Consider the following 20,939-nt stretch of genomic DNA (forward strand, 5'->3'; position numbering starts at 1 on the left):
ACACGCGTGCGACAATGGGTCAATAATTTATTCTTGATTTCAAGGAAGAAAGGAATAAGTATTCCAATGCACCCCGAGGGAGTCCCCATGTCCGCCACCCCCGTCCGTCCCCGCCCGCGGCGCCTCGCCTGGGCCTGCTGGTCCCTGCTGATCGCCGCGCCGTTGTGTGCGGCACCGGCCTTCGCGCTCGGCGCGGCCACCGCGTCGTCGCAGGACCATGCCGGCGTCATCGGCCTGCGCGAGGATTACCTCTCGGCTGCACACTGGATCGCGCAGATGTCCGATCCGGACCGGGTGATCCTCGACCGCGCCGGCATTGCCGCGCAGAACGCGCGCATGCGCCAGCTGGATGCGTCCATCCATGACCTGCGCGCGCTGCCGGCGACCCTGCCGCGCGACTTCGTGCGCGCGCAGATCGAGGCGATTTCGCGTCCCCCGACCCGCACGCTGTACGACGTGCAGGGCAAGCCGGTCGACGCCGCGCAGCTGCGCGCCATCAGCGACAACCTGGCCATGGACCGCATCGCCGGCACGCGCCCGCTGCAGTACGGCCTGGTCGTGCACCGCGCCGCGCTGCGCGCCTTCCCGACCGGTCTGCGCGTGTTCTCCAGCAGCGGCGACACCGACATCGACCGCTTCCAGGAATCGGCGCTGTTCCCCGGCGATGCCGTGGCGGTGCTGCATGAAAGCGCCGACGGCCAGTGGCTGTTCGTCGCCAGCGAGCGCTACGTCGCATGGGTGGAAAAACGCTTCGTCGGCATCGGCGACGCGGCCCAGGTGTTCGGTTACGGCGCCAGCGGCCCGTACCGGGTGATCACCGGCGCCACCGCCACCACCACCTATACGCCGGAAGAACCCCGCGTCTCGCGCCTGCAGCTGGACATGGGCGTGCGCGTGCCGGTGCTGGCCGACTGGCCCGCGCAGCAGCCGGTCAACGGCCAGCAGGGCCATGCCGCCCACGTCATCCAGCTGCCGGTACGCGATGACCAGGGTCGTCTGGGCTTCGCCCCGGCGCTGCTGCCGCGCTCGCAGGACAGCAGCGACGACTACCTGGCGCTGACCCCGCGCAACCTGCTCACCCAGGCCTTCAAGTTCCTGGGCGAGCGTTACGGCTGGGGCCATTCCTACGACACCCGCGACTGCAGCGGCTTCGTCTCCGAGGTCTACCGCAGCTTCGGCGTGCTGCTGCCGCGCAACACCAGCGCGCAGGCGGTGAGTCCGGCGCTGGACCGCATCGCCTTCGGCGAGAAGGATGGCAAGGCGCGGCGCGATGCCGCGGTGGACGCACTGCAGGTCGGCGACCTGGTCTACATCCCCGGGCATGTGATGATGACCATCGGCCATGCCGACGGCATGGCCTGGATGATCCACGATACCTCCGGCGGCAGCTGGTTCGGTGCCGATGGCAAGCGGGTCCAGGCCCACCTCAATGGCGTCTCGGTAACGCCGCTGCAGCCGATGATGGCCAGCGATACCGCCAGCTACGTCGACCGCATCACCAACATCCAGCGCATCCGCCCGCATACCACCAAATGAAGATCACCGATATCGAACTGGGCATGCTGCGCGTGCCCCTGAAAACCCCGTTCAAGACCGCGCTGCGCACCGTCGAATCGGTCGAGGACATCGTGGTGCTGGTGCGTACCGATACCGGCCACACCGGTTACGGCGAGGCACCGGCCACCGCGGTGATCACCGGCGATACCCATGGCTCGATCATCGAGGCCATCAACAACTTCATCAAGCCACGCCTGATCGGCGAGGACATCGCCAACCTCAACCGCATCTGCGGGCTGGTGCAGTCCTCGCTGGAGCGCAACACCAGCGCCAAGGCCGCGGTGGAGATCGCCATCTACGACCTGTGGGCGCAGCTGCACGGCGCGCCGCTGTACCAGATGCTCGGCGGCGGCGACCCGGTGATCACCACCGACATCACCATCAGCGTGGACTACATCGACAAGATGGTGGCCGATTCGCTGTCGGCGATCGAGCGCGGCTTCGAGTCGCTGAAGATCAAGGTCGGCAAGGACATCGGCCTGGACATCGAGCGGGTCAAGGCGATCCACGCCGCGGTCGAGGGCCGGGCGCTGCTGCGGCTTGACGCCAACCAGGGCTGGACCGCCAAGCAGGCGGTCTATGCCATGAGCGCGCTGGAGAATGCCGGCGTGGTGCTGGAGCTGCTCGAACAGCCGGTCAAGGCTGCTGACATCGACGGCATGAAGTACGTCACCGAGCGGGTCAACACCCCGGTGATGGCCGACGAGAGCGTATTCGGCCCGCACCAGGTGTTCGACCTGATCCACCAGCGCGCGGCCGACATCATCAACATCAAGCTGATGAAGACCGGCGGCATTTCCAACGCCATCAAGGTCGCCGACATCGCCTCGCTGTACGGCATTCCCTGCATGATCGGCTGCATGCTCGAATCCAGCATCAGCGTGGCCGCGGCGGTGCACCTGGCGGTGGCCAAGTCCGGCGCGATCACCAAGGTGGACCTGGACGGACCATCGCTGAGCCTGTTCAACCCGGTCACCGGCGGGGTGATCTTCAATGAATCGGAGATCAGCATCACCGATGCGCCGGGACTGGGCATCACCGAGGTGCGCGGGCTGGAGATGCTGAAGGCATGACCGGCATGGCGACGGCAACCGACCTTGTTGCTGTCGCACTCCCTCCCGGGTGGGCCGCATCCGGGGAAGCAGTGGGGAATGCTTCTGCCGTTGCCGTTGCCGTTGCCGTTGCCCGTGATTTTGCTCTTCGGCATTTGACTTCCCCGGCCGTAGGGCGGGCCGAGCACCGCGGCGGGCCGAGGGGCGAAGAGGCGCACGTGTCTGAGCGAAGCGAGTTGTGCGCCGTCCCCCCGGCACGCGAGGAGCGCAGGGAACCGGCGGGCGCAGCCCGGCGGATCGCGTCCCGGCCCGTGTTTCTCTTGGTTACTTCTCTTTGCACGAGCAAAGAGAAGTAACTCGCGCCCCGAAGGGGAGCGAAAGCCCTTGCTTCTGCCGTTGCCTGGGGCTTTGCGCTGGAAAGAAACAACAACCAAAGCAGCAGCTTGAAAGCAGAGCTTTCACTCCTGCTTCGCAGGAGCGAGCCACTTTTCTTTGCTCGTGCAAAGAAAAGTAGCCAAAAGAAAGCACGCCCTGCCTACGCGCCCGACGCGCTGCGCGCGCCGGGTCCACTCCGCCGCCGGGATTTTTCGACGAGACATCCCTGTCTCGTCGAAAAACGACGTGCATCCGTGCACGCCGCCCCTCTCGGGGTCTTGTCCGTCGGCTCCGTCGCTGCGGAAGGGAACCCGGAAAGTCAAAAGCCGGAGCAACAGTCGAAGCGCAAGCAGCAACCTCGATATTCCCCGCACTCCTAGTATCGCGCTGCAAGACCTTACAGCGTCTCCCAAATCCTTTTAGAGTCACTCCATCGCAGCCAACGGCCCGCCCATGCCACCCCTGGTAAAAATCCGCTCCGAACGCGAACAGATGTCGGCGATCGAACGGCGCATCGCCGACTTCATCCTCGACAACGCGCACCTGCTGCGCGACTACTCTTCGCAGCAGCTGGCCAATGCCCTGGGCATCAGCCAGTCGAGCGTGGTCAAGTTCAGCCAGAAGCTCGGGTTCAAGGGCTACCCGGACCTGAAGTACTCGGTCGGTGCGGCGGTGGCACTGGCCAGCAACGGCAATGGCGACGTCGCCGAATGGCCGCCGGAGAACGACCCGCACGGCTACCTGCAGGTGGCCGAGGGGCTGCGCCGCAGCAAGGCCGCGGCCGAGGAGGAGACCCGCGTCGCCAATCCACAGGAAGAGGTGGAAGCGGTGATCGCGCTGATCGACGCCGCCCCCAAGGTATTCGTCTACGGGCTGGGCGACGATGGCCTGTACGCCCGCGAGTTCGCCATGCGCCTGGCGCTGCTGGGCATCCTCACCGTGCAGCATGCCGATCCGATCCTGATGACCGCCAACCTGTCGGCCGCGCGCCCCGGCGACGTGCTGCTGGTGTTCTCCGAATTCGGCAAGCTGCCGCAGCTGTGGCAGCTCTCGCGCCAGTTCCAGGAGATGGGCGGCAAGGTCGTGTCGATCACCCGCCACACCGCCAACCCGCTGCGCGCCCATGCCGATGCCTCGCTGGCGATCTGCGCGCACGACCCGCAGCCACCGGTGGCGCAACTGCTGTACCGTTGCTCGTTGCAGTACCTGCTGGATTTCGTGTTCGTGCTGCTGTGCCATGCCAACTCCGACCGTCAGCGCCAGCTGGCGTTGAACCAGGAGCGCATCCAGCAGTTGATCGACAACTGATTGCCGGAGCCGTCGCCATGTCTTCCCTGTTCCGCTCCCTCGCCCGCTGCCTGTTGCCGTCGCTTGCCGCGATGGCCGTGGCCGGCACTGCCGCCGCCGCGACGCCCGCCGCGCCGCTGCACGATGCGCGCCAGCTGGTGGTGGTCACCACGCCGTCGTGGGACACCCCGGCAGGCCGCCTGCAGGCCTACGAACGCACCGCACAGGGCTGGAAGCCGCATGGCGCCGGCTTCGAGGTGGCGCTCGGCCGCAACGGCAGCGCATGGGGCCTGGGCCTGCATCCGGCGCAGCCGGACGGCCCGCAGAAACGCGAGGGCGACGGTCGCAGCCCGGCCGGCGTGTTCGGTATCGGCGAGGCCTTCGGCTACGCTCCGCGCGTGGACAGCGCACTGCCGTACCAGCCGATGCTGGCGAGCAGCTATTGCATGGATGTGCCGGATTCGCCGCTGTACAACCGCATCGTCGACGCCGAGGTGGTGGGCAGCGAGGCGGTGGAGGGGTCCACCGAACCGATGCGGCTGGACCTGCACAACCAGGGCGACCGCCGCTATCGCGAAGGCTTCGTGATCGAGCACAACCCCAGGGCCGAGCCCGGCCGCGGCAGCTGCATCTTCGCCCACCTGTGGCGACAGAGCGGCGAGGCGACGGCCGGCTGCACCGCGATGGAACCCGAGCGCATGTCCGCCCTGCTCGGCTGGCTGGACCCGGCGGCGCATCCGCTGTTCGTGCTGTTGCCCGAAGCCGAGTACCGGCGCCTGCAGCAGCACTGGGGCCTGCCTGCGCCTGCGGCCAAGGCCGGTCATTGACCGGCGCCACGCCCGCGCGCTCCCGTATTCCCGCGGCAGGCGGTACCTGCCACGCCATGGATGGGCGAACCGGTCGCGTCAGGCATCGCCCTGGTGCATGAGGCGCGCCCGGCAGTGGCGCCTCGCTCGTGGCACGGGCTCGCCCCCTGCCCTGTTCCCCTCCTTCCGCAATCCGGCCATCCATGACCACAACGACCCGACGTTTCCGGCTCTCCGCTCCCGTCAAAGTGCTGATCTCACTGCTGGTCGGCGCGGTGGTCGGGCTGACGCTCACCCATCACGATCCGGCGCTGGCGCTGCAGGTCGCCGAGTTCGCCCGGCCGATCGGCCGGCTGTGGCTCAACGCACTGCAGATGACGGTGGTGCCGCTGGTCACCGCGCTGGTGATCGTCGGCGTCAATACCGCCAGCAACGCCGCCGCATCCGGGCGTACCGCACGCAATGCGATCCTGGTGTTCATCGTGCTGCTGGTCGCCGCGGCGAGCTTCTCGGCGGTGGTCACGCCGGCGCTGCTGGGCCTGGTACCGCATGACAGCGCGACCATGCAGACCTTCCGCGCCGCGCTGCACGCACCGGAAACACTGGCCAAGGCACCGACCGCCGCACAGTGGCTGTCCTCGCTGATTCCCAGCAACGTGCTGGCGGTGGCATCGGCCAACGCGATGCTGCCGCTGGTGGTGTTCGCGATGTTCTTCGGCTTCGCGCTGAGCCGGCAGGACAGCGAACGCCGCGACCGCATCCTGGAAATCATCAAGATCGTCGGCGACACCATGATCACCATCGTGCGCTGGGTGCTGTGGGCGGCGCCGCTGGGCGTGTTCGCGCTGGTGCTGGTGGTCTGCGCCGAGGTCGGCATGAGCGTGCTCGGCATCCTCGGCTATTACATCCTGTTGATGTGCGTGGTCTACATCCTGATCACCCTGCTGCTGTACGTGGTGGCGGTGCTGGCCGCGCGCGAGGGCGTGCGGCGCTTCGCCGCCGCGTTGGTGCCGGTGCAGGTCATCGCCGGCAGCACGCAGTCGTCGCTGGCCTCGCTGCCGGCGATGATCGACAGCGCGCGCAACCGGCTGGGCTACCCCACCGCGCTGACCTCGCTGGTGCTGCCGATGGCGGTCTCGCTGTTCCGGGTGACCAGCCCCGCGCAGTACATCGCCGTGGCCAGCTTCATCGCCTGGCTGTACGGCATCGACATCTCCTTCTCGCAGTACGCGGTGGCGGTGCTGCTGGCCGCGGCGATCAGCATGGGCTCCACCGGCCTGCCAGGCCAGGCCAACTTCATGACCAACAACATGCCGGTCACGCAGAGCATGGGGCTGCCGGTGGAGCCGCTGGGCGTGCTGCTGGCGGTCGATACGATCCCCGACGTGTTCTGCACCATCGGCAACACCACCGGCGACATGACCGCCACCTCGATCGTCGCCAAGCGCATGGCACCGGCCGAGGACGCCTGACGCCGCGGCCGCGCGGACCGGCGTGCCTCGCGCGCCGGCTTCGCATAAGGTGTGCCGTTCCACCGCTTCCCGCCCTGGAGTTCGCCATGCCCCGTCCCCTGCTGCTCAGCCTGGCCCTTGCGCTGACGCCCGTCCTGTTCACCACCGCCTGCGCCGCGGATCCGGCCGCGCAGGCGGCGGTCAAGCCGGCGCAGTGGCCGTTCGCCGCCACCGAGGTCGCCCGCTTCGACAGCCCGTGGGCGATGGCATTCCTGCCCGACCGCAGCCTGCTGGTCACCGAGAAGGCGGGCAGGCTGGTGCATCTAGATCCGGCCAGCGGCCGCCGCCACGCCATCGCCGGGGTGCCCAAGGTGGCGCATGCAGGCCAGGGCGGTTTCGGCGATGTCGCCCTGCACCCGCAGTTCGCCCGCAACGGGCTGGTCTATTACAGCTATGCCGAGCCCGGCGAGAACGACACCCGCGGTGCCGCGGTTGCGCGCACGCGGCTGGTGCTCGACGCCCAGGGCGGCGGCCGCCTGGCCGATGCGCAGGTGATCTGGCGGCAGACCCCGAAGGTCAGCGGCAACGGCCACTACGGGCACCGCCTGCTGTTCGGGCCCGACGGCAAGCTGTGGATCAGCTCCAGCGAACGGCAGAAGTTCGACCCCGCGCAGGACATGGGCGGCAACCTCGGCAAGATCATCCGCCTCAACGACGACGGCAGCGCGCCCGCCGACAACCCGTTCGCCGCGCAGGGTTCGCCGGCCAACCAGGTGTGGTCGCTCGGCCACCGCAACATCCTCGGGCTGGCCTTCGACGCACGCGGGCGGTTGTGGGAGAACGAGATGGGCCCGAAGGGCGGCGACGAGCTGAACCTGATCCAGCGCGGCGGCAACTACGGCTACCCGCTGGTCTCCAACGGCGACCATTACGACGGCCGCGACATCCCCGACCACCACACCCGGCCGGAGTTCGTCGCGCCGAAGATCAGCTGGACGCCGGTCATTTCCCCGTCCAGCCTGATCATCTACGACGGTGCGCAGTTCCCGCAGTGGCGCGGCAATGGCTTCATCGGCGGGCTGTCGTCGCAGTCGCTGGTGCGCATCGCCTTCGACGGCGACAACGCGCGCGAGGCCGAACGCTTCGACATGGGGGCGCGCATCCGCGCGGTGACGCAGGGCCCCGATGGCGCGCTGTGGCTGCTGGAGGACGGCAGCAACGCGCGACTGCTCAAGCTGACGCCGCGCACGTAGCCGCCGCTGTCGTACGCGGGAGGGCGTGCCGTTGACGCCCCTCGCGCAGCGGGCCGCACGCTACGGTTCGTAGCGCAGGCTCAGGTGCAGGCCGATGGCCTGCGTCAGGCCGTAGCAGACCAGGGCGGCAGCCAGGCCCAGGGTCAGCGGGCTGGCGTTGGCGGCGCCGGGCGCCATGCCCTGGCTGAAGGCGCCGTCCTGCCAGCGCCAGGCCAGGCGCGCGACCAGCAGCAGCGACAGGGCGCCGCCGATCCACGGATTGGGCGTATAGCCGCGCCGGCCTTCGCGCGCGTCAAAGCGCGTGTGTTTCAACCCAAACCATCCCAACGCGATGCCGGCCAGCGCGCCCACGGCCATGCCGGCGGCCACGTGCGGCACGAAGGCCGCCGCCAGCCCGAGCATCGCCGCCACCAGCGCCAGGATCACGATGCGCGCCAGGGTGCGACGCGGCTGCCAGGGCTGCCAGCCGAAGTGGCGGCGGAGCCGGCGGTAGTACATCCAGCCGAAACCGGCAGTCATCAGCCACGGCAGGTAGGTGGGCATCGGTGCAGGCATGGCGGGTCTCCGTGGGCGCGGCGACAGCATCGCACGCCCGCTGCCTGCTTCAAGATGCAGATCCCCATCCCGGCCCGGCAGGCGGGCCGGGGCAGGCAGTCAGGGCGCCAGCAGTTCGAAGCGCACCGGTTCGCCATCGGCCGACGACGCGCACACCCACAGGTCGAACAGGCCGGGCTCGGCGGTGAACACGCCTTCGCTGTTGGTGAAGGCCAGTTGCCCGCGGTCCAGCCGGAACACCACGTCCCTGGCCTCGCCCGGTGCCAACCCGATCTTCGCGAATGCCTTGAGCTCGCGCACCGGGCGCACGCGGCTGGCGACGCGGTCGTGCACGTACAGCTGCACCACTTCCTCGGCGGCCACCGCGCCGGTGTTGGTGACCGTGGTGGTGACGACCAGTTCGCCGTCCCAGTCCAGCTGCGGTTCGCTCAGGCGCGGCGCGCCGTAGGCGAACGTGGCGTAGCCCAGGCCGTGGCCGAAGGGGTACAGCGGCGCGTTGGGGATCTCGCGCCAGCGCGCCTTGAACTCGGACATGCCGGGCAGCTCCGGGCGGCCCGTGCGCGGATGGTTGTAGAAGTACGGCTGCTGCCCGGAGTGCTGCGGGAAGCTCACCGGCAGGCGGCCCGACGGACTGTAGTCGCCGAACAGCACGTCGGCCACCGCATGGCCGGTCTGGGTACCGAGGAACCAGGTCACCGCGATGGCCTGCGCGTCGCGCACCGCGCCATGCAGCGCCAGCGCGCGGCCGTTGCGCAGCAGCACCACGACCGGCGTGCCGGTGGCGGCGACCGCCTCGGCCAGGGCCTGCTGTGCCGCCGGCACCACGATCTCCACCCGCGACTGCGCCTCGCCGCTGTAACGCTGCGGCTCGCCCAGCGCCAGCACCACCACGTCGGCGCGCCGTGCCGCGGCCACCGCCGCCTCGATGCCGCCTTCGACCGCGTCCTCCAGCGCGCAGCCGGGCACCACCTCCAGCAGCGCCTGGTCGGCCAGTGCCGCGCGCATGCCGGCTTCCAGCGTCACGTAGCGCGCCTTGTCGCCGAACAGGGTCCAGCACCCCTCGATGTTGTCGCGGTCCTGGGCAAACGGCCCGATCAGCGCGATCTTCTGCCCGGCCTTGCGCAACGGCAGCAGCGCACCGTCGTTCTTCAGCAGCACGATCGAACGCCGCGCCGCATCGCGGGCCAGCGCATCGTGCGCGGCGATGTGCGAAGTGTCGGCCTCGCGCGCCGGGTCCAGCGACCGGTAGGGGTCGTCGAACAGGCCAATGGCTTCCTTCAGGCGCAGGATGCGCCGCACCGATGCGTCCAGCGCCGCCATCGGCACCTGGCCGCCTTCGACCAGCCCCGGCAGGTGCGCGGCGTAGAAGCCGCTCTGCATGCTCAGGTCGAGCCCGGCCAGGAACGCCTTGGCCGTGGCATCGGTTTCGTCGGCGGCGTAGCCGTGGGCGATCAGCTCCATGTCGGCGGTGTAGTCCGATACCACCACGCCGTCGAACCCCCATTGCCCGCGCAGCAGGTCGGTCAGCAGCCAGCGGTTGGCGCTGGCCGGCACCCCATTGATGTCGTTGAACGCGCTCATCAGCGCGCGCGCACCGGCGGCCAGCGCCGCCCTGAACGGCGGCAGGTGCACGTCGTGCAGGGTCTGCGGCGCGATATCCACCTGGGCGTACTCCATGCCGGCGGCGACCGCGCCATACCCGGCGAAGTGCTTGGGCGTGGCCAGCAGCGAATCGGCCGCGGCCAGGTCCGGGCCCTGGAAGCCGCGTACGCGTGCGGCGGCGAAGGCGCAGCCCAGCACCACGTCCTCGCCGGCCGATTCCGCGCCGCGGCCCCAGCGCTGGTCGCGGGCGATGTCCACCGCCGGCGCGTAGGTCCAGTGGATGCCGGCGGCGGTGGCCTCCACGGCGGTGGCGCGCGCGGTGCGCTCGGCCAGCGCCGGTTCGAAACTGGCCGCCTCGCCCAGCGGGATCGGGAACACCGTGCGCATGCCGTGGATCACGTCCGCGGCCAGCGCCACCGGGATCCCCAGCCGGCTTTCCTCCACCGCCACGCGCTGGATCTCGCGGCCCTGCGCGGCGCCGACGCCGTTGAACAGGCAGCCGACGCGGCCGGCACGCACCTGCTCGAGCACCTGCCCGGCGTTGCGCACGTTGGTTTCGGGATTCACGTCCGGCGCGAACGGGCGGACCATGTCGGCGAACACGCCCAGCTGGCCCACCTTTTCTTCCAGGGTCATGCGGGCGATCAGGGATTCGATGCGGTCTGCCACCAGTGGCGGTCCTTGTGGAAACGCTTTCAGAGCGCGGATTCTAGCCTTGTCGCCGTGAAGCCCGCGATGCGCCGCAGGCCCCGCCGGGACTAGCCCCGCCCCGCGCCCTCGCGCATCGCCATGAGCATGGCGTCGCTGGATTCCTGGAACACGCGCAGGCCGAACTCGGGCAGGATCGCCAGCAGGTGGTCGAACACGTCGGACTGGATCGCCTCGTACTCGCCCCACGCGGTGCTGACGGTGAAGCAGTAGATCTCCAGCGGCAGGCCCTGCGGCCCCGGCGCCAACTGACGCACCAGCAGGGTCATGCCCTGATGGATGCCCGGATGGCTGCGCAGGTAGCGCTCGATGTAGGCGCGGAAGGTACCCAGGTTGGTCAGCCGGCGCGCATTGACCTCTTCCGGGTGCGCCTGCGCCACCTGCGTGTTCCAGCGCTCCAGTTCGGCGCGCTTGCCGGCCAGGTAGTCGTCGAGCAGGCCAAACCGCTCCAGCCGCGCCAGTGCCGCCGTGTCCAGGAAATGCACGCTGTGCTGGTCCAGGTACAGCGCGCGCTTGATCCGGCGCCCGCCCGCCTCCTCCATGCCGCGCCAGTTCTTGAACGAATCGGTGACCAGCTTCTTGGTCGGTATGGTGGTGATGGTCTTGTCGAAGTTCTGCACCGTGATCGTGTGCAGGGCGATGTCGATCACGTCGCCGTCGGCGTTCTGGCTGGGCATCTCGATCCAGTCGCCGATGCGCACGCGGCCATCGCCGCTGATCTGCACGCTGGCCACCAGCGACAGGATGGTGTCCTGGAAGATCAGCATCAGCACCGCGGTGGCCGCGCCCAGGCCGGTGACCAGGTAGCGCAGGTCCACGCCGGCCAGGGTGGCGACGATGGACAGGCCGGCGATCACGAAGATCACGATCCGGGCGACCTGCAGGTAGCCCTTGATCGGCTTGTTGCGCGCGTCCGGGCGCCGCTCATAGAGATCGTTGGCCGCGTCCAGCGCATGCGACACCGCCAGCGCCACGGTCAGCACCGCCCAGGCCTGGCAGGCGCCGACCACGAATGTCACCACCCCGGGCGGCAGGTCCGGTACCACCCTGATGCCGGCGGCGATGACCTGGCTTGGCACCACGTTGGAAAGCCGCGCGATCACCCGCATCAGGTGGCTGCCGCGCCCGGTCTGGGCGCCGGGCAGGTGACTGAGCAGCCGGCGCAGGCCGCGCAGCAGGATGCGCTTGGTCACCCAGTTGGCCAGGCCCGCGGCCACCAGCAGGGCCAGGAGCATCAAGGCCAGGTAAGCCCCGGGATAGGGTTCCAGTGTGTCCTGCAACCGCTCGAGCCACTGTACCGCCACCACCGCATCCACCATCCGTCGTCTCCTGTGTGTTTCCGTGTATTTCGTTGCGGGCGGTTACCGGCCGGATGCCGGCAATGCCCTCAGCCCCGCTCGCGCTCGATGATCACGCCCACCGCGCGCGCACCGCGCACCGCGCCCGGCTTGCTCAGCTTCAGTCGCAGCCAGCGCACGTCGAATTCGTCCAGCACGATGGCCGCGCAGCGCTCGGCCAGGGTTTCCACCAGGCCGAAATCGGATCCACCCACGTATTCCTGCAGGCGCCGGCTGACCGCCTTGTAATTGAGGGTGTCGGCAATGTCGTCGGTCGCCGCCGGCCTGCGGTTGTCGAACCCCATCTCCAGGTCGAACACCAGGGTCTGGCGGATGCGCCGCTCCCAGTCGTAGATGCCGATCAGGGCCTCGATCTCCAGCCCCTCGATGAATACCTTGTCCATTGCGTTCGTCGCGGTGAATGAACGGACATGGTAACGAGCCGCCGCTGAGCCTGCCGTTACACGGGGCTGCCAGGACGCACGCCCCCGGGTGCGCGGCTACACCGGCGGCAGCGTGGCCATGTCCCAGCGCGGCACCACCTTCACCTCGGCCGGGCTGTGCTGGCCGGCCTGCAGGCGCAGCGCGCCGGCGAAGGCGATCATCGCGCCGTTGTCGGTGCACAGCGCCGGGCGCGGGAAGCACACGCGGCCGCCGCGGCGCTGCGCGGCATCCTGCAGCCGGGCCCGCAGCCGCTTGTTGGCCCCGACCCCACCGGCCACCACCAGCACGTCGCAGCCGGCCGCATCCAGCGCGCGCTCGCACTTGATCGCCAGCGTATCGACCACCGCGTCCTCGAAACCGCGCGCGATGTCGGCGCGGGTCTGTTCGCCCTGGTCGCTGTCGCGCCAGGCCAGCAGCACCTGGGTCTTGAGCCCGGAGAAACTGAAATCCAGCCCCGGCCGGTCGGTCATCGGCCGCGCGAACCTGAACCGGCCCGGCGTGCCGGCCTCGGCCAGCCGCGCCAGCTGCGGCCCGCCCGGGTACGGCAGGCCCATCAGCTTGGCGGTCTTGTCGAAGGCCTCGCCGGCGGCGTCGTCCAGGGTTTCGCCGAGCAGGCGGTAGCTGCCGATGGCGTCCACCGCCACCAGCTGGGTGTGCCCACCGGAGACCAGCAGCGCCACGAACGGCGGCGCCGGCGGGTCGTCTTCCATCAACGGCGCCAGCAGGTGGCCTTCCATGTGGTGCACGCCGATGGCCGGCACGTCCAGCGCCCACGCCAGCGAACGCGCCACCCCGGCGCCGACCAGCAGCGCGCCGACCAGCCCGGGGCCGGCGGTGTAGGCCACGCCATCGAGCTCGGAGACGGCGATGCCGGCCTCGTCCAGGGTCTGCCGGATCAGCGGCAGGGTCTTGCGCACATGGTCGCGGCTGGCCAGCTCCGGCACCACGCCGCCATATTCGGCATGCAGCGCGATCTGGCTGTAGACCGCATGGGCGCGCAGGGCGTCGACGCCCGTCAGCGCGGTGTCGTACACCGCCACGCCGGTTTCGTCGCAGGAGGATTCGATGCCAAGGACTTTCATGCCGGTATTGTGAACCTGCGGGCGCGTGTTTACGAACCGCCCGGGGGCTCCGGGCGACAGCGCGCGCAATGGCATGTGGCGTCGGCCATGGGCCGGCCGCCACCACCCCGCCCTGCCGGCCCACTTGCGCCCGGATTCAAAGCGGCTATAATGCGCGGCTCACCGGGCGTGACCCGGTCTCACTGTGTCCCGGAGATTCCATGCCCAGCGTCAAAGTCCGCGAGAACGAACCTTTCGAGTTTGCGCTCCGCCGCTTCAAGCGCACCTGCGAAAAGGCCGGCGTGCTGGCCGAGACCCGCAAGCGCGAGTTCTACGAAAAGCCGACCCAGGAACGCAAGCGCAAGGCTGCTGCTGCCGTGAAGCGCCAGCTGCGTCGTTCCTCGCGCGACGTCACCAAGCGTCAGCGCCTGTACTGATCGGACGCAACTCCTGAACGGGGGCCTCGGCCTTCCGTGACCGGAGTGGAAGCCGGCACGCGCGAGCGTAGCCGGCTTTTTGCGTTCCCGCGCCCCGTGCGCACCCCCGCATTCCGATCCCGCAAGAGGTGATCCATGAGCCTGAAACAGCAACTGACCGACGACATGAAGGCCGCCATGAAGGGCGGCGACAAGCACTCCCTCGGCGTGATCCGCCTGATCAACGCGGCGATCAAGCAGAAGGAAGTGGACGAGCGCATCGAGCTGGACGACGCCGCGGTGATCGCGGTGCTGGACAAGATGGTCAAGCAGCGCAAGGACTCGGTGACCCAGTACGAGGCAGCCAACCGCGAGGACCTGGCCAAGGTCGAGCGCGACGAGATCGTGGTGATCGAGCGCTACCTGCCGGCCAAGCTGGGCGAGGCCGAGATCCTGGCCGCGATCAATGCCGCGATCACCGAAACCGGCGCCAGCAGCGCGGCCGACATCGGCAAGCTGATGGGCGTGCTCAAGCCGCTGCTGGCCGGCCAGGCCGACATGGGCCTGGTGTCGAAGCTGGTCAAGCAGGCCCTGGCCGGCTGAGCCTGGCGCATCCGCCCCGCCGGTGCCGCCACCGGCGGGCCGGCACGCGGCCGTCCATCACGGCAGCTATGCGTACGGGTATGCCATCCTGCGCGGCATGGCGCCCCTGTCACCGGACATGACGCACCGCCTGGAGCGGTTGCAGCAGAGCCTGCCGGCCGCCCTGGTCCGCCGCTTCACCGAAGCGGACATGATGACCCAGGCGGCATCGCTGGCGTTCTACACCCTGCTCTCGCTGGCACCGTTGCTGGTGCTGCTGCTGTGGCTGACCGCCTCGCTCTATCCGCCCGCGCAGCAGGCGCTGGTCGGCCAGATCGGCGACCTGGCCGGCCACAGCGTCGCCGAAGTCGCCGACACCGTGATCGCCAACGCCACCGCCCAGCCCGACCTGGGCTCGCTGGCCGGCGCATGGAGCCTGTTGCTGCTGTTCATCGGCGCCACCGTCGTGTTCGCCCAGCTGCAGGGCGCCCTGAACCGCATTTTCCGCGCCGACCTGCAGCGCTTCGACGGCGCGCTCGGCTGGCTGAAGAAGCGCATCTTCTCGGCCGGGGTGGTACTGGCCCTGGGGTTCCTGCTGATCGTGTCGATGGTCGCCACCACCGCGCTGCAGGTGGTGTTCGCGCACCTGCCCTCGCTGCTGCCGGCAGTGGGCTACGTGTCCACCCTGCTGCTCTACACCCTGGGCTTCGCCTTCCTCTACCACTACCTGCCCGACCGGCCGGTCGCCTGGCGCCAGGCCTTCGGCGGCGGCGCCATCACCGCCGTGCTGTTCACCCTGGGCCGCTACGGCATCGGCCTGTACATCGCCAATGCCGCGCCCGGCAGCGCCTACGGCTCGATGGGCACGCTGGTGATCATGCTGGTCTGGGTGTACTACGCCAGCGTGGTGTTCTTCGCCGGCGCCCTGGTCACCGCGGTCATCGACGAACGCGCGCACCGGCGCGCGGCCGCCGCCGTTCCGGGGCCGGGCCTCTAGTACACTTGCCGCACACCTTCGCCATGTACCGCCCGCAGCGGTGCTCCACTCCCTCGCATGGCCCGAATCCCCGACGCGTTCATCGACGACCTGCTCGCCCGCTCCGACATCGTCGAAGTGGTCGGCTCGCGCGTGCCGCTCAAGCGCCAGGGCAAGGAATACGCGGCGCGCTGCCCGTTCCACGACGAGCGCTCGGCTTCGTTCACCGTCTCGCCGACCAAGCAGTTCTACCACTGCTTCGGCTGCGGCGCGCACGGCACCGCGATCAGCTTCCTGATGAACTACGACCGCCTCGAGTTCCTCGACGCGGTGGAGGAACTGGCCAAGCGCGCCGGCATGGAAGTACCGCGCGACGCCAACCCGCGCAGCCCGCAGCAGCAGGATGACAGCCGCGACCAGTACTCCGCGCTCGACGCCGCCGCGCGCTTCTTCCAGAAGCAGCTGGAGGGCAGCGACAAGGCGCTGGCCTACCTCGACGGCCGCGGCGTGGACACCGATACCCGCGCACGCTTTTCCATCGGCTATGCGCCGGACGGCTACAGCGCGCTGAAGGACGCGCTGGGCAAGGACGAGCGGCGGATGAAGCTGCTCGACCGCGTCGGCCTGTTCTCCAAGAACGACCGCGGCCATGTCTACGACAAGTTCCGCGACCGGGTGATGTTCCCGATCTTCGACCGCCGCGGCCGGGTCATCGCCTTCGGCGGCCGGGTCATGCAGAAGGACGACGGCCCCAAGTACCTCAACTCGCCCGAGACCGCGCTGTTCCACAAGGGCCGCGAGCTGTACGGGTTGTGGCAGGTGCGCCAGGCCAACCAGAAGATCGAGCGGCTGATCGTGGTCGAGGGCTACATGGACGTGGTCAGCCTGTTCCAGTTCGGCGTCACCCAGGCGGTGGCGACGCTGGGTACCGCGACCACGCCCGACCATGCCGAACTGCTGTTCCGCAATGCGCCGGACGTGTACTTCTGCTTCGATGGCGACGCCGCCGGCCGCCGCGCGGCATGGCGCGCACTGGAATCGGTGCTGCCGCGGATGAAGGACGGGCGCCAGGCGTTCTTCCTGTTCCTGCCCGACGGCGAGGACCCGGACACCATCGTCCGCAAGGAAGGCGCCGAGGCCTTCGACGCGCGCCTGAAGCAGGCCACGCCGCTGTCGCAGTTCTTCTTCGACGAACTCACCCGCGAGATCAACCTGGCCACGCTCGACGGCAAGGCGCGCCTGGCCGAACGCGCCAGGCCGATGCTGGCGCAGATCCCCGATGGTGCCTTCGGCGACCTGATGAAGCAGGAACTGCAGCGCCTGACCGGCATCGGCCGCGCCGCTGCCGGAAGCGCGCCGGCGGCCATGCCCGCGCGCCGCGCGGCGGTCGCGCCGGTGCAGAAGCGCAGCCTGGTGCGCGCGGCCATCGCCATCCTGCTGCAGCAGCCCTCGCTGGCGCTGAGCCTGGAGGGCCACCATGCCATCGCCGGCCTGCGCCTGGCCGGCATCGAGCTGCTGCTGGAACTGCTGGAGCTGGTGCAGCAGCGCCCGGACATCAGCACCGGCGCGCTGCTGGAGCACTTCGACGGCCGCGAGGAACAGGCCGCGCTGCACCGGCTGGCGGCCGTCGCCCTGCCCGGCGACGAGGCCAGCTGGACCCAGGAGCTGCACGACGCCATCGTGCAGCTGGAGAAGCAGCTGCTGCAGCAACGCCTGGACGAACTGCAGGCCAAACAACGCCAGCAGGGCCTGGACGAGACCGACAAATTCGAACTGCGCGAGCTGCTCAAGGCACGCGCGACGATGCGCTGAAGCGCGGACGGAGCAAAGCGATGCACCCACACCTGCCGAAACTGCTGTTCCTGCTGCTGGCCTGCGCCGGCTCCACCGCTGCCGCCGGACAGGCGCTGAAGCAGCCGCGTCCGGACCTGTTCACCAGCGGCCAGCCCAGCGCGCAGCAGCTGCGCGATGCCGCGCGCTCGGGCGTGACCACCGTCATCGACCTGCGCATGCCGCACGAGGATCGCGGCTATGACGAGGCCGCTGCCGCCGAGGCGCTGGGCCTGCGCTACGTGCGCCTGCCCATCGATGGCGCCGCCGGCATCAGCGAAGCCAACGCGCGCACGCTCGACCGCCTGCTCAGGCAGGATCCCGGCACCACGCTGTTGCACTGCGCCTCGGGCAACCGCGCCGGCGCCCTGCTGGCGCTGGTACGGGCGCGCGTGCAGGGGGCGCCGGTCGACGACGCCCTGCGGTTCGGCCGCGACGCCGGGCTGACCTCGCTGGAACCGGCCGTGCGTGCGGCGCTGGAGCGCCCCGCGCAGCCTTGAGCCTGCCGCCACGCCGACAAGGACACTCCCGCCGATGACCCGCTGGTGGTCGCGCCTGCGACCGGACAACTTCACCCTCGCCCTGCTCGCCACCGTGGCCCTGGCCAGCGTGCTGCCGATGACCGGCGCTGCCGCGCACGGCCTGGACCGCTTCACCGACCTGGCCATCGCCGCGCTGTTCTTCCTGCATGGCGCGCGACTGCCGCGCGAATCCATCGTCGCCGGCATGCTGCACTGGCGCCTGCACCTGGTCATCCTGGCCTGCACGTTCATGCTGTTCCCGCTGCTGGGGCTGGCGTTCCGGCCGCTCGCCGGGTGGGCACTGACGCCCGACCTCTACGTCGGCGTGCTGTTCCTGTGCGCGCTGCCGTCCACGGTGCAGTCATCCATCGCCTTCACCTCGATGGCCGGCGGCAACATCCCGGCGGCGGTGTGCGCGGCCTCGCTGTCGAGCATCCTCGGCGTGTTCCTGACCCCGCTGCTGATGGGCGTGCTGGCCGGCAGCCAGGGCGGCATGGCCGATCCGCTGCACGCGGTCGGCGCGATCATGCTGCAGCTGCTGGTGCCGTTCGTCGCCGGCCACCTGCTGCGGCCGTGGATCGCGCACTGGGTGGAGCGGCAGCGCGCGCTGCTGCGCTACACCGACCAGGGCACGGTGCTGCTGGTGGTCTATGGCGCGTTCGGCGAATCGGTGGTGGAAGGCCTGTGGCACAAGACCCCGGTCGGCGCGCTGCTCGCCGCGGCAGGGGTGGCCGTGGTGCTGCTGGCCATCGCCATGCCCGGCATCACCTGGCTGGCACGGCGGCTGGGATTCAGCCGCGAGGACGAGATTCCCATCGTGTTCTGCGGCTCCAAGAAGAGCCTGGCCACCGGCGTGCCGATCGCCAAGGTCCTGTTCGCCGGCGGCAGCCTCGGCGCGATCGTGCTGCCGATCATGATCTACCACCAGCTGCAGCTGATCGTCTGCGCGGTGGTGGCGCAGCGTTACGCGCGGCGCAAGCCGGAAACCGGCACCCGCTGAGCCCGGTGGCGGGCGCGGCGGGCGCCGGCCGTCACCGCTCCGCGCAGGCCGCTGGCCTGGCCCTCACAGCCAGGGCAGCAGCCAGTGGTCCACCAGCAGGAAGGCGAACAGCGCCATCAGGTAGACCACCGAGTAACCGAACATCTGCATGTTGAACATCTCGTCCGGCGGGTCCTGCATCTTCCACGCGTACCACAGGAACACCAGGTTCAGCACGGTGGCGCCGCCGAGATAGAACACCCCGCTCATGCCCAGCGCCACCGGCAGCAGGGTCACCACCACCAGCACCACCGAATAGAACAGGATCTGCCGGCGGGTGTGCGCCACGCCATGGGTGACCGGCAGCATCGGCACCGCGGCCTTGGCGTAGTCGGCGCGGCGGAAGATCGCCAGCGCCCAGAAATGCGGCGGCGTCCACACGAAGATGATCAATACCAGCAGCGAGGCATAGGCCCAGTCGGAGCCGCCCTGCATGCCGGTCACCGCCGCCCACCCAAGCAGTGGCGGGGTCGCGCCGGCCAGGCCGCCGATCACGATGTTCTGCGACGTCGCCCGCTTCAGGTACACGGTGTAGACCACCGCGTAGCCGATCAGCGACGCGAACGTCAGCACCGCGGTGATCACGTTCACCCACAGCACCAGGATGGTCATCGACAGCGCGGTCAGCGCGGCGGCGAACACCAGCACCTGCCGCGGCGTCACCTTGCCCACCACCAGGGGCCGCCACGAGGTGCGGGCCATCTGCGCGTCGATGCGCGCATCCAGCAGCTGGTTGATCGCCGCAGCGGCCCCCGCCGACAGCCAGATGCCGATGAAGGCCACCGCGCCGGTCGTCGCCTGCGCGGCGGTCGGCCAGCCCGGGATCGCCAGGAACATGCCCACCAGCGCGGTGAACACGATCAGGGCCACCACCTTGGGCTTGGTCAGGTCCCAGTAATCACGCAACGTCGTACTCATCGGCTCACTCCGGGGCACGCAGCCGCGCCAGCAGCGAGACCAGCACGAACAACAGGCACACGGCGCCGCCGTTGTGCATCACCGCCACCGCCAGCGGCAGCGCGAGCTTGACGTTGAGCACGCCCAGGGTGACCTGCAGCAGCACCAGCACGCCCAGCGCGCTGGCCCAGCCGCGCATGCCCGGCAGGCGGAACATGCGCACCGACAGCACCAGCAGGTACACGGCCACGACCACGGCCATCATCCGGTGCGCCATCTGGATGGCGATGCGCGAGGCGCCGTCCAGCACCCCGCCTTCGTAGTCCACGCCGATGCCGCGCCACAGGGTGAAGCCCTCGCCGTAGTTCTGCGTCGGCCACCACTGGCTCACGCAGCGCGGGAAGTTGTCCAGCGACGCACTGCCGCCGCCGCAGGCCAGCGCGGCGTAGTTGGCGCTGACCCAGCCACCCAGCGCGATCTGCAGCACCAGCAGCGCCAGCCCCACGCGCAGCCACCAGCGCAGGCGCGGGGCCTGCGCCAGGGTGATCGGCAGGTGCGTGGCCCTCCAGGCCATCCACACCAGCAGGCCGAACAGCAGCATCCCGCCGAGCAGGTGGCCCATGACCACGATGGGCTTGAGCAGCCAGGTCACGGTCCACATGCCCAGCAGCGCCTGGAAGATCACCACCGCCAGAGTCAGCATCGCCGCGCGCGACAGGTTGGTGTTGGACCAGCGCAGCGCCGCCAGCAGCAGGATCGCCTCGCCGCCGATCGCCAGCACGCTGGAGGCGAGATGTTCGCCGCGCATGTACAGGGGGATGGCCAGCGCCACCAGCACCGAAGCGGTGACCACCTGGGCCACGCCCCGGCGGTGGCGGCGCGCGGCCAGTAACGCCAGGGTCAGCACTTCCAGGCCCAGCAGCCCGGCCAGGAAACGGTGCACCTGTTCGCGCCAGGCCTTGTGGCTTTCCAGCGGGCGGATCTCGCTGGCCACGTGCTGCGCGGCCTCCACCTGCGTCTGCGGCCAGGTGACGCGGCCATAGCAGGTCGGCCAGTCCGGGCAGCTTAGGCCGGCATCGGACAGGCGCACGAACGAGCCGAACATGATCGTGCTCGCGGTCATGATCAGGGCGAACCACGCCAGGCGGTGGAAATTGCGGTGCAGCGCCGGACGCGCGGGGGCATTCATT

The 20,939-nt window shown here is 69.6% G+C and carries 19 protein-coding genes; 12 read left to right on the forward strand and 7 right to left on the reverse strand.

Annotation, left to right across the window (positions count from 1 at the left end; all coding sequences use genetic code 11):
* Positions 1-87 precede the first annotated feature (87 nt).
* The 6 genes from ABB33_RS06445 to ABB33_RS06470 all read left to right on the forward strand — a co-directional run bounded on the left by ABB33_RS06445 (position 88) and on the right by ABB33_RS06470 (position 7,781).
* Positions 88-1,536 carry a C40 family peptidase gene (locus ABB33_RS06445; RefSeq protein WP_082595016.1) on the forward strand — a complete coding sequence of 483 codons (1,449 nt, stop codon included), beginning with the start codon at positions 88-90 and terminating at the stop codon, positions 1,534-1,536.
* The gene (locus ABB33_RS06450; RefSeq protein ID WP_054661435.1) at positions 1,533-2,630 is read left to right on the forward strand and encodes a dipeptide epimerase; all 1,098 of its coding nucleotides are present in this window, start codon (positions 1,533-1,535) and stop codon (positions 2,628-2,630) included. The genes ABB33_RS06445 and ABB33_RS06450 overlap by 4 nt, the downstream gene beginning before the upstream one ends.
* An 807-nt stretch (positions 2,631-3,437) precedes the next feature.
* Positions 3,438-4,292 carry a MurR/RpiR family transcriptional regulator gene (locus ABB33_RS06455; protein WP_054661432.1) on the forward strand — a complete coding sequence of 285 codons (855 nt, stop codon included), beginning with the start codon at positions 3,438-3,440 and terminating at the stop codon, positions 4,290-4,292.
* Positions 4,293-4,309: 17 nt separating this feature from the next.
* The gene (locus ABB33_RS06460; protein ID WP_056931554.1) at positions 4,310-5,098 is read left to right on the forward strand and encodes a L,D-transpeptidase family protein; all 789 of its coding nucleotides are present in this window, start codon (positions 4,310-4,312) and stop codon (positions 5,096-5,098) included.
* Between the two features lie 182 nt (positions 5,099-5,280).
* Positions 5,281-6,549 (forward strand): dicarboxylate/amino acid:cation symporter, encoded by a 1,269-nt coding sequence (locus tag ABB33_RS06465; RefSeq protein ID WP_056931555.1) that lies wholly within the window; start codon positions 5,281-5,283, stop codon positions 6,547-6,549.
* 86 nt (positions 6,550-6,635) lie between these two features.
* Positions 6,636-7,781, forward strand: a complete 1,146-nt coding sequence (locus tag ABB33_RS06470) for a PQQ-dependent sugar dehydrogenase (RefSeq protein ID WP_056931556.1) — start codon at positions 6,636-6,638, stop codon at positions 7,779-7,781.
* A gap of 60 nt (positions 7,782-7,841) precedes the next feature.
* Here ABB33_RS06470 and ABB33_RS06475 read toward each other — a convergent pair whose 3' ends face one another.
* The 5 genes from ABB33_RS06475 to tsaD form a co-directional block, all read right to left on the reverse strand.
* Positions 7,842-8,336 (reverse strand): CcdC protein domain-containing protein, encoded by a 495-nt coding sequence (locus ABB33_RS06475; protein WP_056931557.1) that lies wholly within the window; start codon positions 8,334-8,336, stop codon positions 7,842-7,844.
* 99 nt (positions 8,337-8,435) lie between these two features.
* Positions 8,436-10,610 (reverse strand): glycoside hydrolase family 3 N-terminal domain-containing protein, encoded by a 2,175-nt coding sequence (locus ABB33_RS06480; protein WP_056931578.1) that lies wholly within the window; start codon positions 10,608-10,610, stop codon positions 8,436-8,438.
* 86 nt (positions 10,611-10,696) lie between these two features.
* On the reverse strand, positions 10,697-11,965 hold the full coding sequence (locus ABB33_RS06485; protein ID WP_054661417.1) for a mechanosensitive ion channel family protein: 1,269 nt from the start codon (positions 11,963-11,965) through the stop codon (positions 10,697-10,699).
* Between the two features lie 68 nt (positions 11,966-12,033).
* Positions 12,034-12,387 carry a dihydroneopterin aldolase gene (folB, locus tag ABB33_RS06490; RefSeq protein WP_054661414.1) on the reverse strand — a complete coding sequence of 118 codons (354 nt, stop codon included), beginning with the start codon at positions 12,385-12,387 and terminating at the stop codon, positions 12,034-12,036.
* A gap of 96 nt (positions 12,388-12,483) precedes the next feature.
* The gene (tsaD, locus tag ABB33_RS06495) at positions 12,484-13,509 is read right to left on the reverse strand and encodes a tRNA (adenosine(37)-N6)-threonylcarbamoyltransferase complex transferase subunit TsaD (RefSeq protein ID WP_056931558.1); all 1,026 of its coding nucleotides are present in this window, start codon (positions 13,507-13,509) and stop codon (positions 12,484-12,486) included.
* A gap of 200 nt (positions 13,510-13,709) precedes the next feature.
* Here tsaD and rpsU point away from each other — a divergent pair, with 200 nt between their 5' ends.
* The 6 genes from rpsU (at position 13,710) to ABB33_RS06525 (ending at position 18,813) form a co-directional block, all read left to right on the forward strand.
* Positions 13,710-13,925 (forward strand): 30S ribosomal protein S21, encoded by a 216-nt coding sequence (rpsU, locus tag ABB33_RS06500; RefSeq protein ID WP_002808376.1) that lies wholly within the window; start codon positions 13,710-13,712, stop codon positions 13,923-13,925.
* A gap of 135 nt (positions 13,926-14,060) precedes the next feature.
* Entirely contained in the window at positions 14,061-14,507 is a 447-nt protein-coding gene (locus ABB33_RS06505) for a GatB/YqeY domain-containing protein (RefSeq protein ID WP_056931559.1), read from the forward strand.
* Positions 14,508-14,604: 97 nt separating this feature from the next.
* Positions 14,605-15,483 (forward strand): YihY/virulence factor BrkB family protein, encoded by an 879-nt coding sequence (locus ABB33_RS06510; RefSeq protein WP_056931579.1) that lies wholly within the window; start codon positions 14,605-14,607, stop codon positions 15,481-15,483.
* A gap of 57 nt (positions 15,484-15,540) precedes the next feature.
* On the forward strand, positions 15,541-17,274 hold the full coding sequence (dnaG, locus tag ABB33_RS06515; protein ID WP_056931560.1) for a DNA primase: 1,734 nt from the start codon (positions 15,541-15,543) through the stop codon (positions 17,272-17,274).
* Positions 17,275-17,294: 20 nt separating this feature from the next.
* Positions 17,295-17,792 carry a protein tyrosine phosphatase family protein gene (locus tag ABB33_RS06520; protein ID WP_056931561.1) on the forward strand — a complete coding sequence of 166 codons (498 nt, stop codon included), beginning with the start codon at positions 17,295-17,297 and terminating at the stop codon, positions 17,790-17,792.
* Between the two features lie 34 nt (positions 17,793-17,826).
* Complete coding sequence (locus ABB33_RS06525; protein WP_056931562.1) at positions 17,827-18,813, forward strand: bile acid:sodium symporter family protein; 987 nt, start codon at positions 17,827-17,829, stop codon at positions 18,811-18,813.
* 63 nt (positions 18,814-18,876) lie between these two features.
* Here the strand turns inward: ABB33_RS06525 and cyoE are convergent, their stop codons facing one another.
* Positions 18,877-19,770: a heme o synthase gene (cyoE, locus tag ABB33_RS06530; protein ID WP_054661394.1), complete on the reverse strand. Its 894-nt coding sequence runs from the start codon at positions 19,768-19,770 to the stop codon at positions 18,877-18,879.
* 4 nt (positions 19,771-19,774) lie between these two features.
* The gene (locus ABB33_RS06535) at positions 19,775-20,938 is read right to left on the reverse strand and encodes a COX15/CtaA family protein (protein WP_054661391.1); all 1,164 of its coding nucleotides are present in this window, start codon (positions 20,936-20,938) and stop codon (positions 19,775-19,777) included.
* Between the last annotated feature and the right edge of the window lies 1 nt (position 20,939).

The sequence above is a fragment of the Stenotrophomonas acidaminiphila genome (genome assembly GCF_001431595.1).
GTDB lineage: Bacteria > Pseudomonadota > Gammaproteobacteria > Xanthomonadales > Xanthomonadaceae > Stenotrophomonas > Stenotrophomonas acidaminiphila.

What these genes read in the sequence shown, in the direction of transcription:
- ABB33_RS06460 (WP_056931554.1), top strand. Translation starts at nt 4,310, where the DNA reads ATGTCTTCCCTGTTCCGCTCCCTCGCCCGCTGCCTGTTGCCGTCGCTT.
- ABB33_RS06470 (WP_056931556.1), top strand. Translation starts at nt 6,636, where the DNA reads ATGCCCCGTCCCCTGCTGCTCAGCCTGGCCCTTGCGCTGACGCCCGTC.
- cyoE (WP_054661394.1), bottom strand. Translation starts at nt 19,770, where the DNA reads ATGAGTACGACGTTGCGTGATTACTGGGACCTGACCAAGCCCAAGGTG.
- ABB33_RS06445 (WP_082595016.1), top strand. Translation starts at nt 88, where the DNA reads ATGTCCGCCACCCCCGTCCGTCCCCGCCCGCGGCGCCTCGCCTGGGCC.
- tsaD (WP_056931558.1), bottom strand. Translation starts at nt 13,509, where the DNA reads ATGAAAGTCCTTGGCATCGAATCCTCCTGCGACGAAACCGGCGTGGCG.
- rpsU (WP_002808376.1), top strand. Translation starts at nt 13,710, where the DNA reads ATGCCCAGCGTCAAAGTCCGCGAGAACGAACCTTTCGAGTTTGCGCTC.
- ABB33_RS06455 (WP_054661432.1), top strand. Translation starts at nt 3,438, where the DNA reads ATGCCACCCCTGGTAAAAATCCGCTCCGAACGCGAACAGATGTCGGCG.
- ABB33_RS06485 (WP_054661417.1), bottom strand. Translation starts at nt 11,965, where the DNA reads ATGGTGGATGCGGTGGTGGCGGTACAGTGGCTCGAGCGGTTGCAGGAC.
- ABB33_RS06525 (WP_056931562.1), top strand. Translation starts at nt 17,827, where the DNA reads ATGACCCGCTGGTGGTCGCGCCTGCGACCGGACAACTTCACCCTCGCC.
- ABB33_RS06510 (WP_056931579.1), top strand. Translation starts at nt 14,605, where the DNA reads ATGGCGCCCCTGTCACCGGACATGACGCACCGCCTGGAGCGGTTGCAG.
- ABB33_RS06465 (WP_056931555.1), top strand. Translation starts at nt 5,281, where the DNA reads ATGACCACAACGACCCGACGTTTCCGGCTCTCCGCTCCCGTCAAAGTG.
- ABB33_RS06505 (WP_056931559.1), top strand. Translation starts at nt 14,061, where the DNA reads ATGAGCCTGAAACAGCAACTGACCGACGACATGAAGGCCGCCATGAAG.
- ABB33_RS06450 (WP_054661435.1), top strand. Translation starts at nt 1,533, where the DNA reads ATGAAGATCACCGATATCGAACTGGGCATGCTGCGCGTGCCCCTGAAA.
- dnaG (WP_056931560.1), top strand. Translation starts at nt 15,541, where the DNA reads ATGGCCCGAATCCCCGACGCGTTCATCGACGACCTGCTCGCCCGCTCC.
- ABB33_RS06535 (WP_054661391.1), bottom strand. Translation starts at nt 20,938, where the DNA reads ATGAATGCCCCCGCGCGTCCGGCGCTGCACCGCAATTTCCACCGCCTG.
- ABB33_RS06520 (WP_056931561.1), top strand. Translation starts at nt 17,295, where the DNA reads ATGCACCCACACCTGCCGAAACTGCTGTTCCTGCTGCTGGCCTGCGCC.
- ABB33_RS06475 (WP_056931557.1), bottom strand. Translation starts at nt 8,336, where the DNA reads ATGCCTGCACCGATGCCCACCTACCTGCCGTGGCTGATGACTGCCGGT.
- folB (WP_054661414.1), bottom strand. Translation starts at nt 12,387, where the DNA reads ATGGACAAGGTATTCATCGAGGGGCTGGAGATCGAGGCCCTGATCGGC.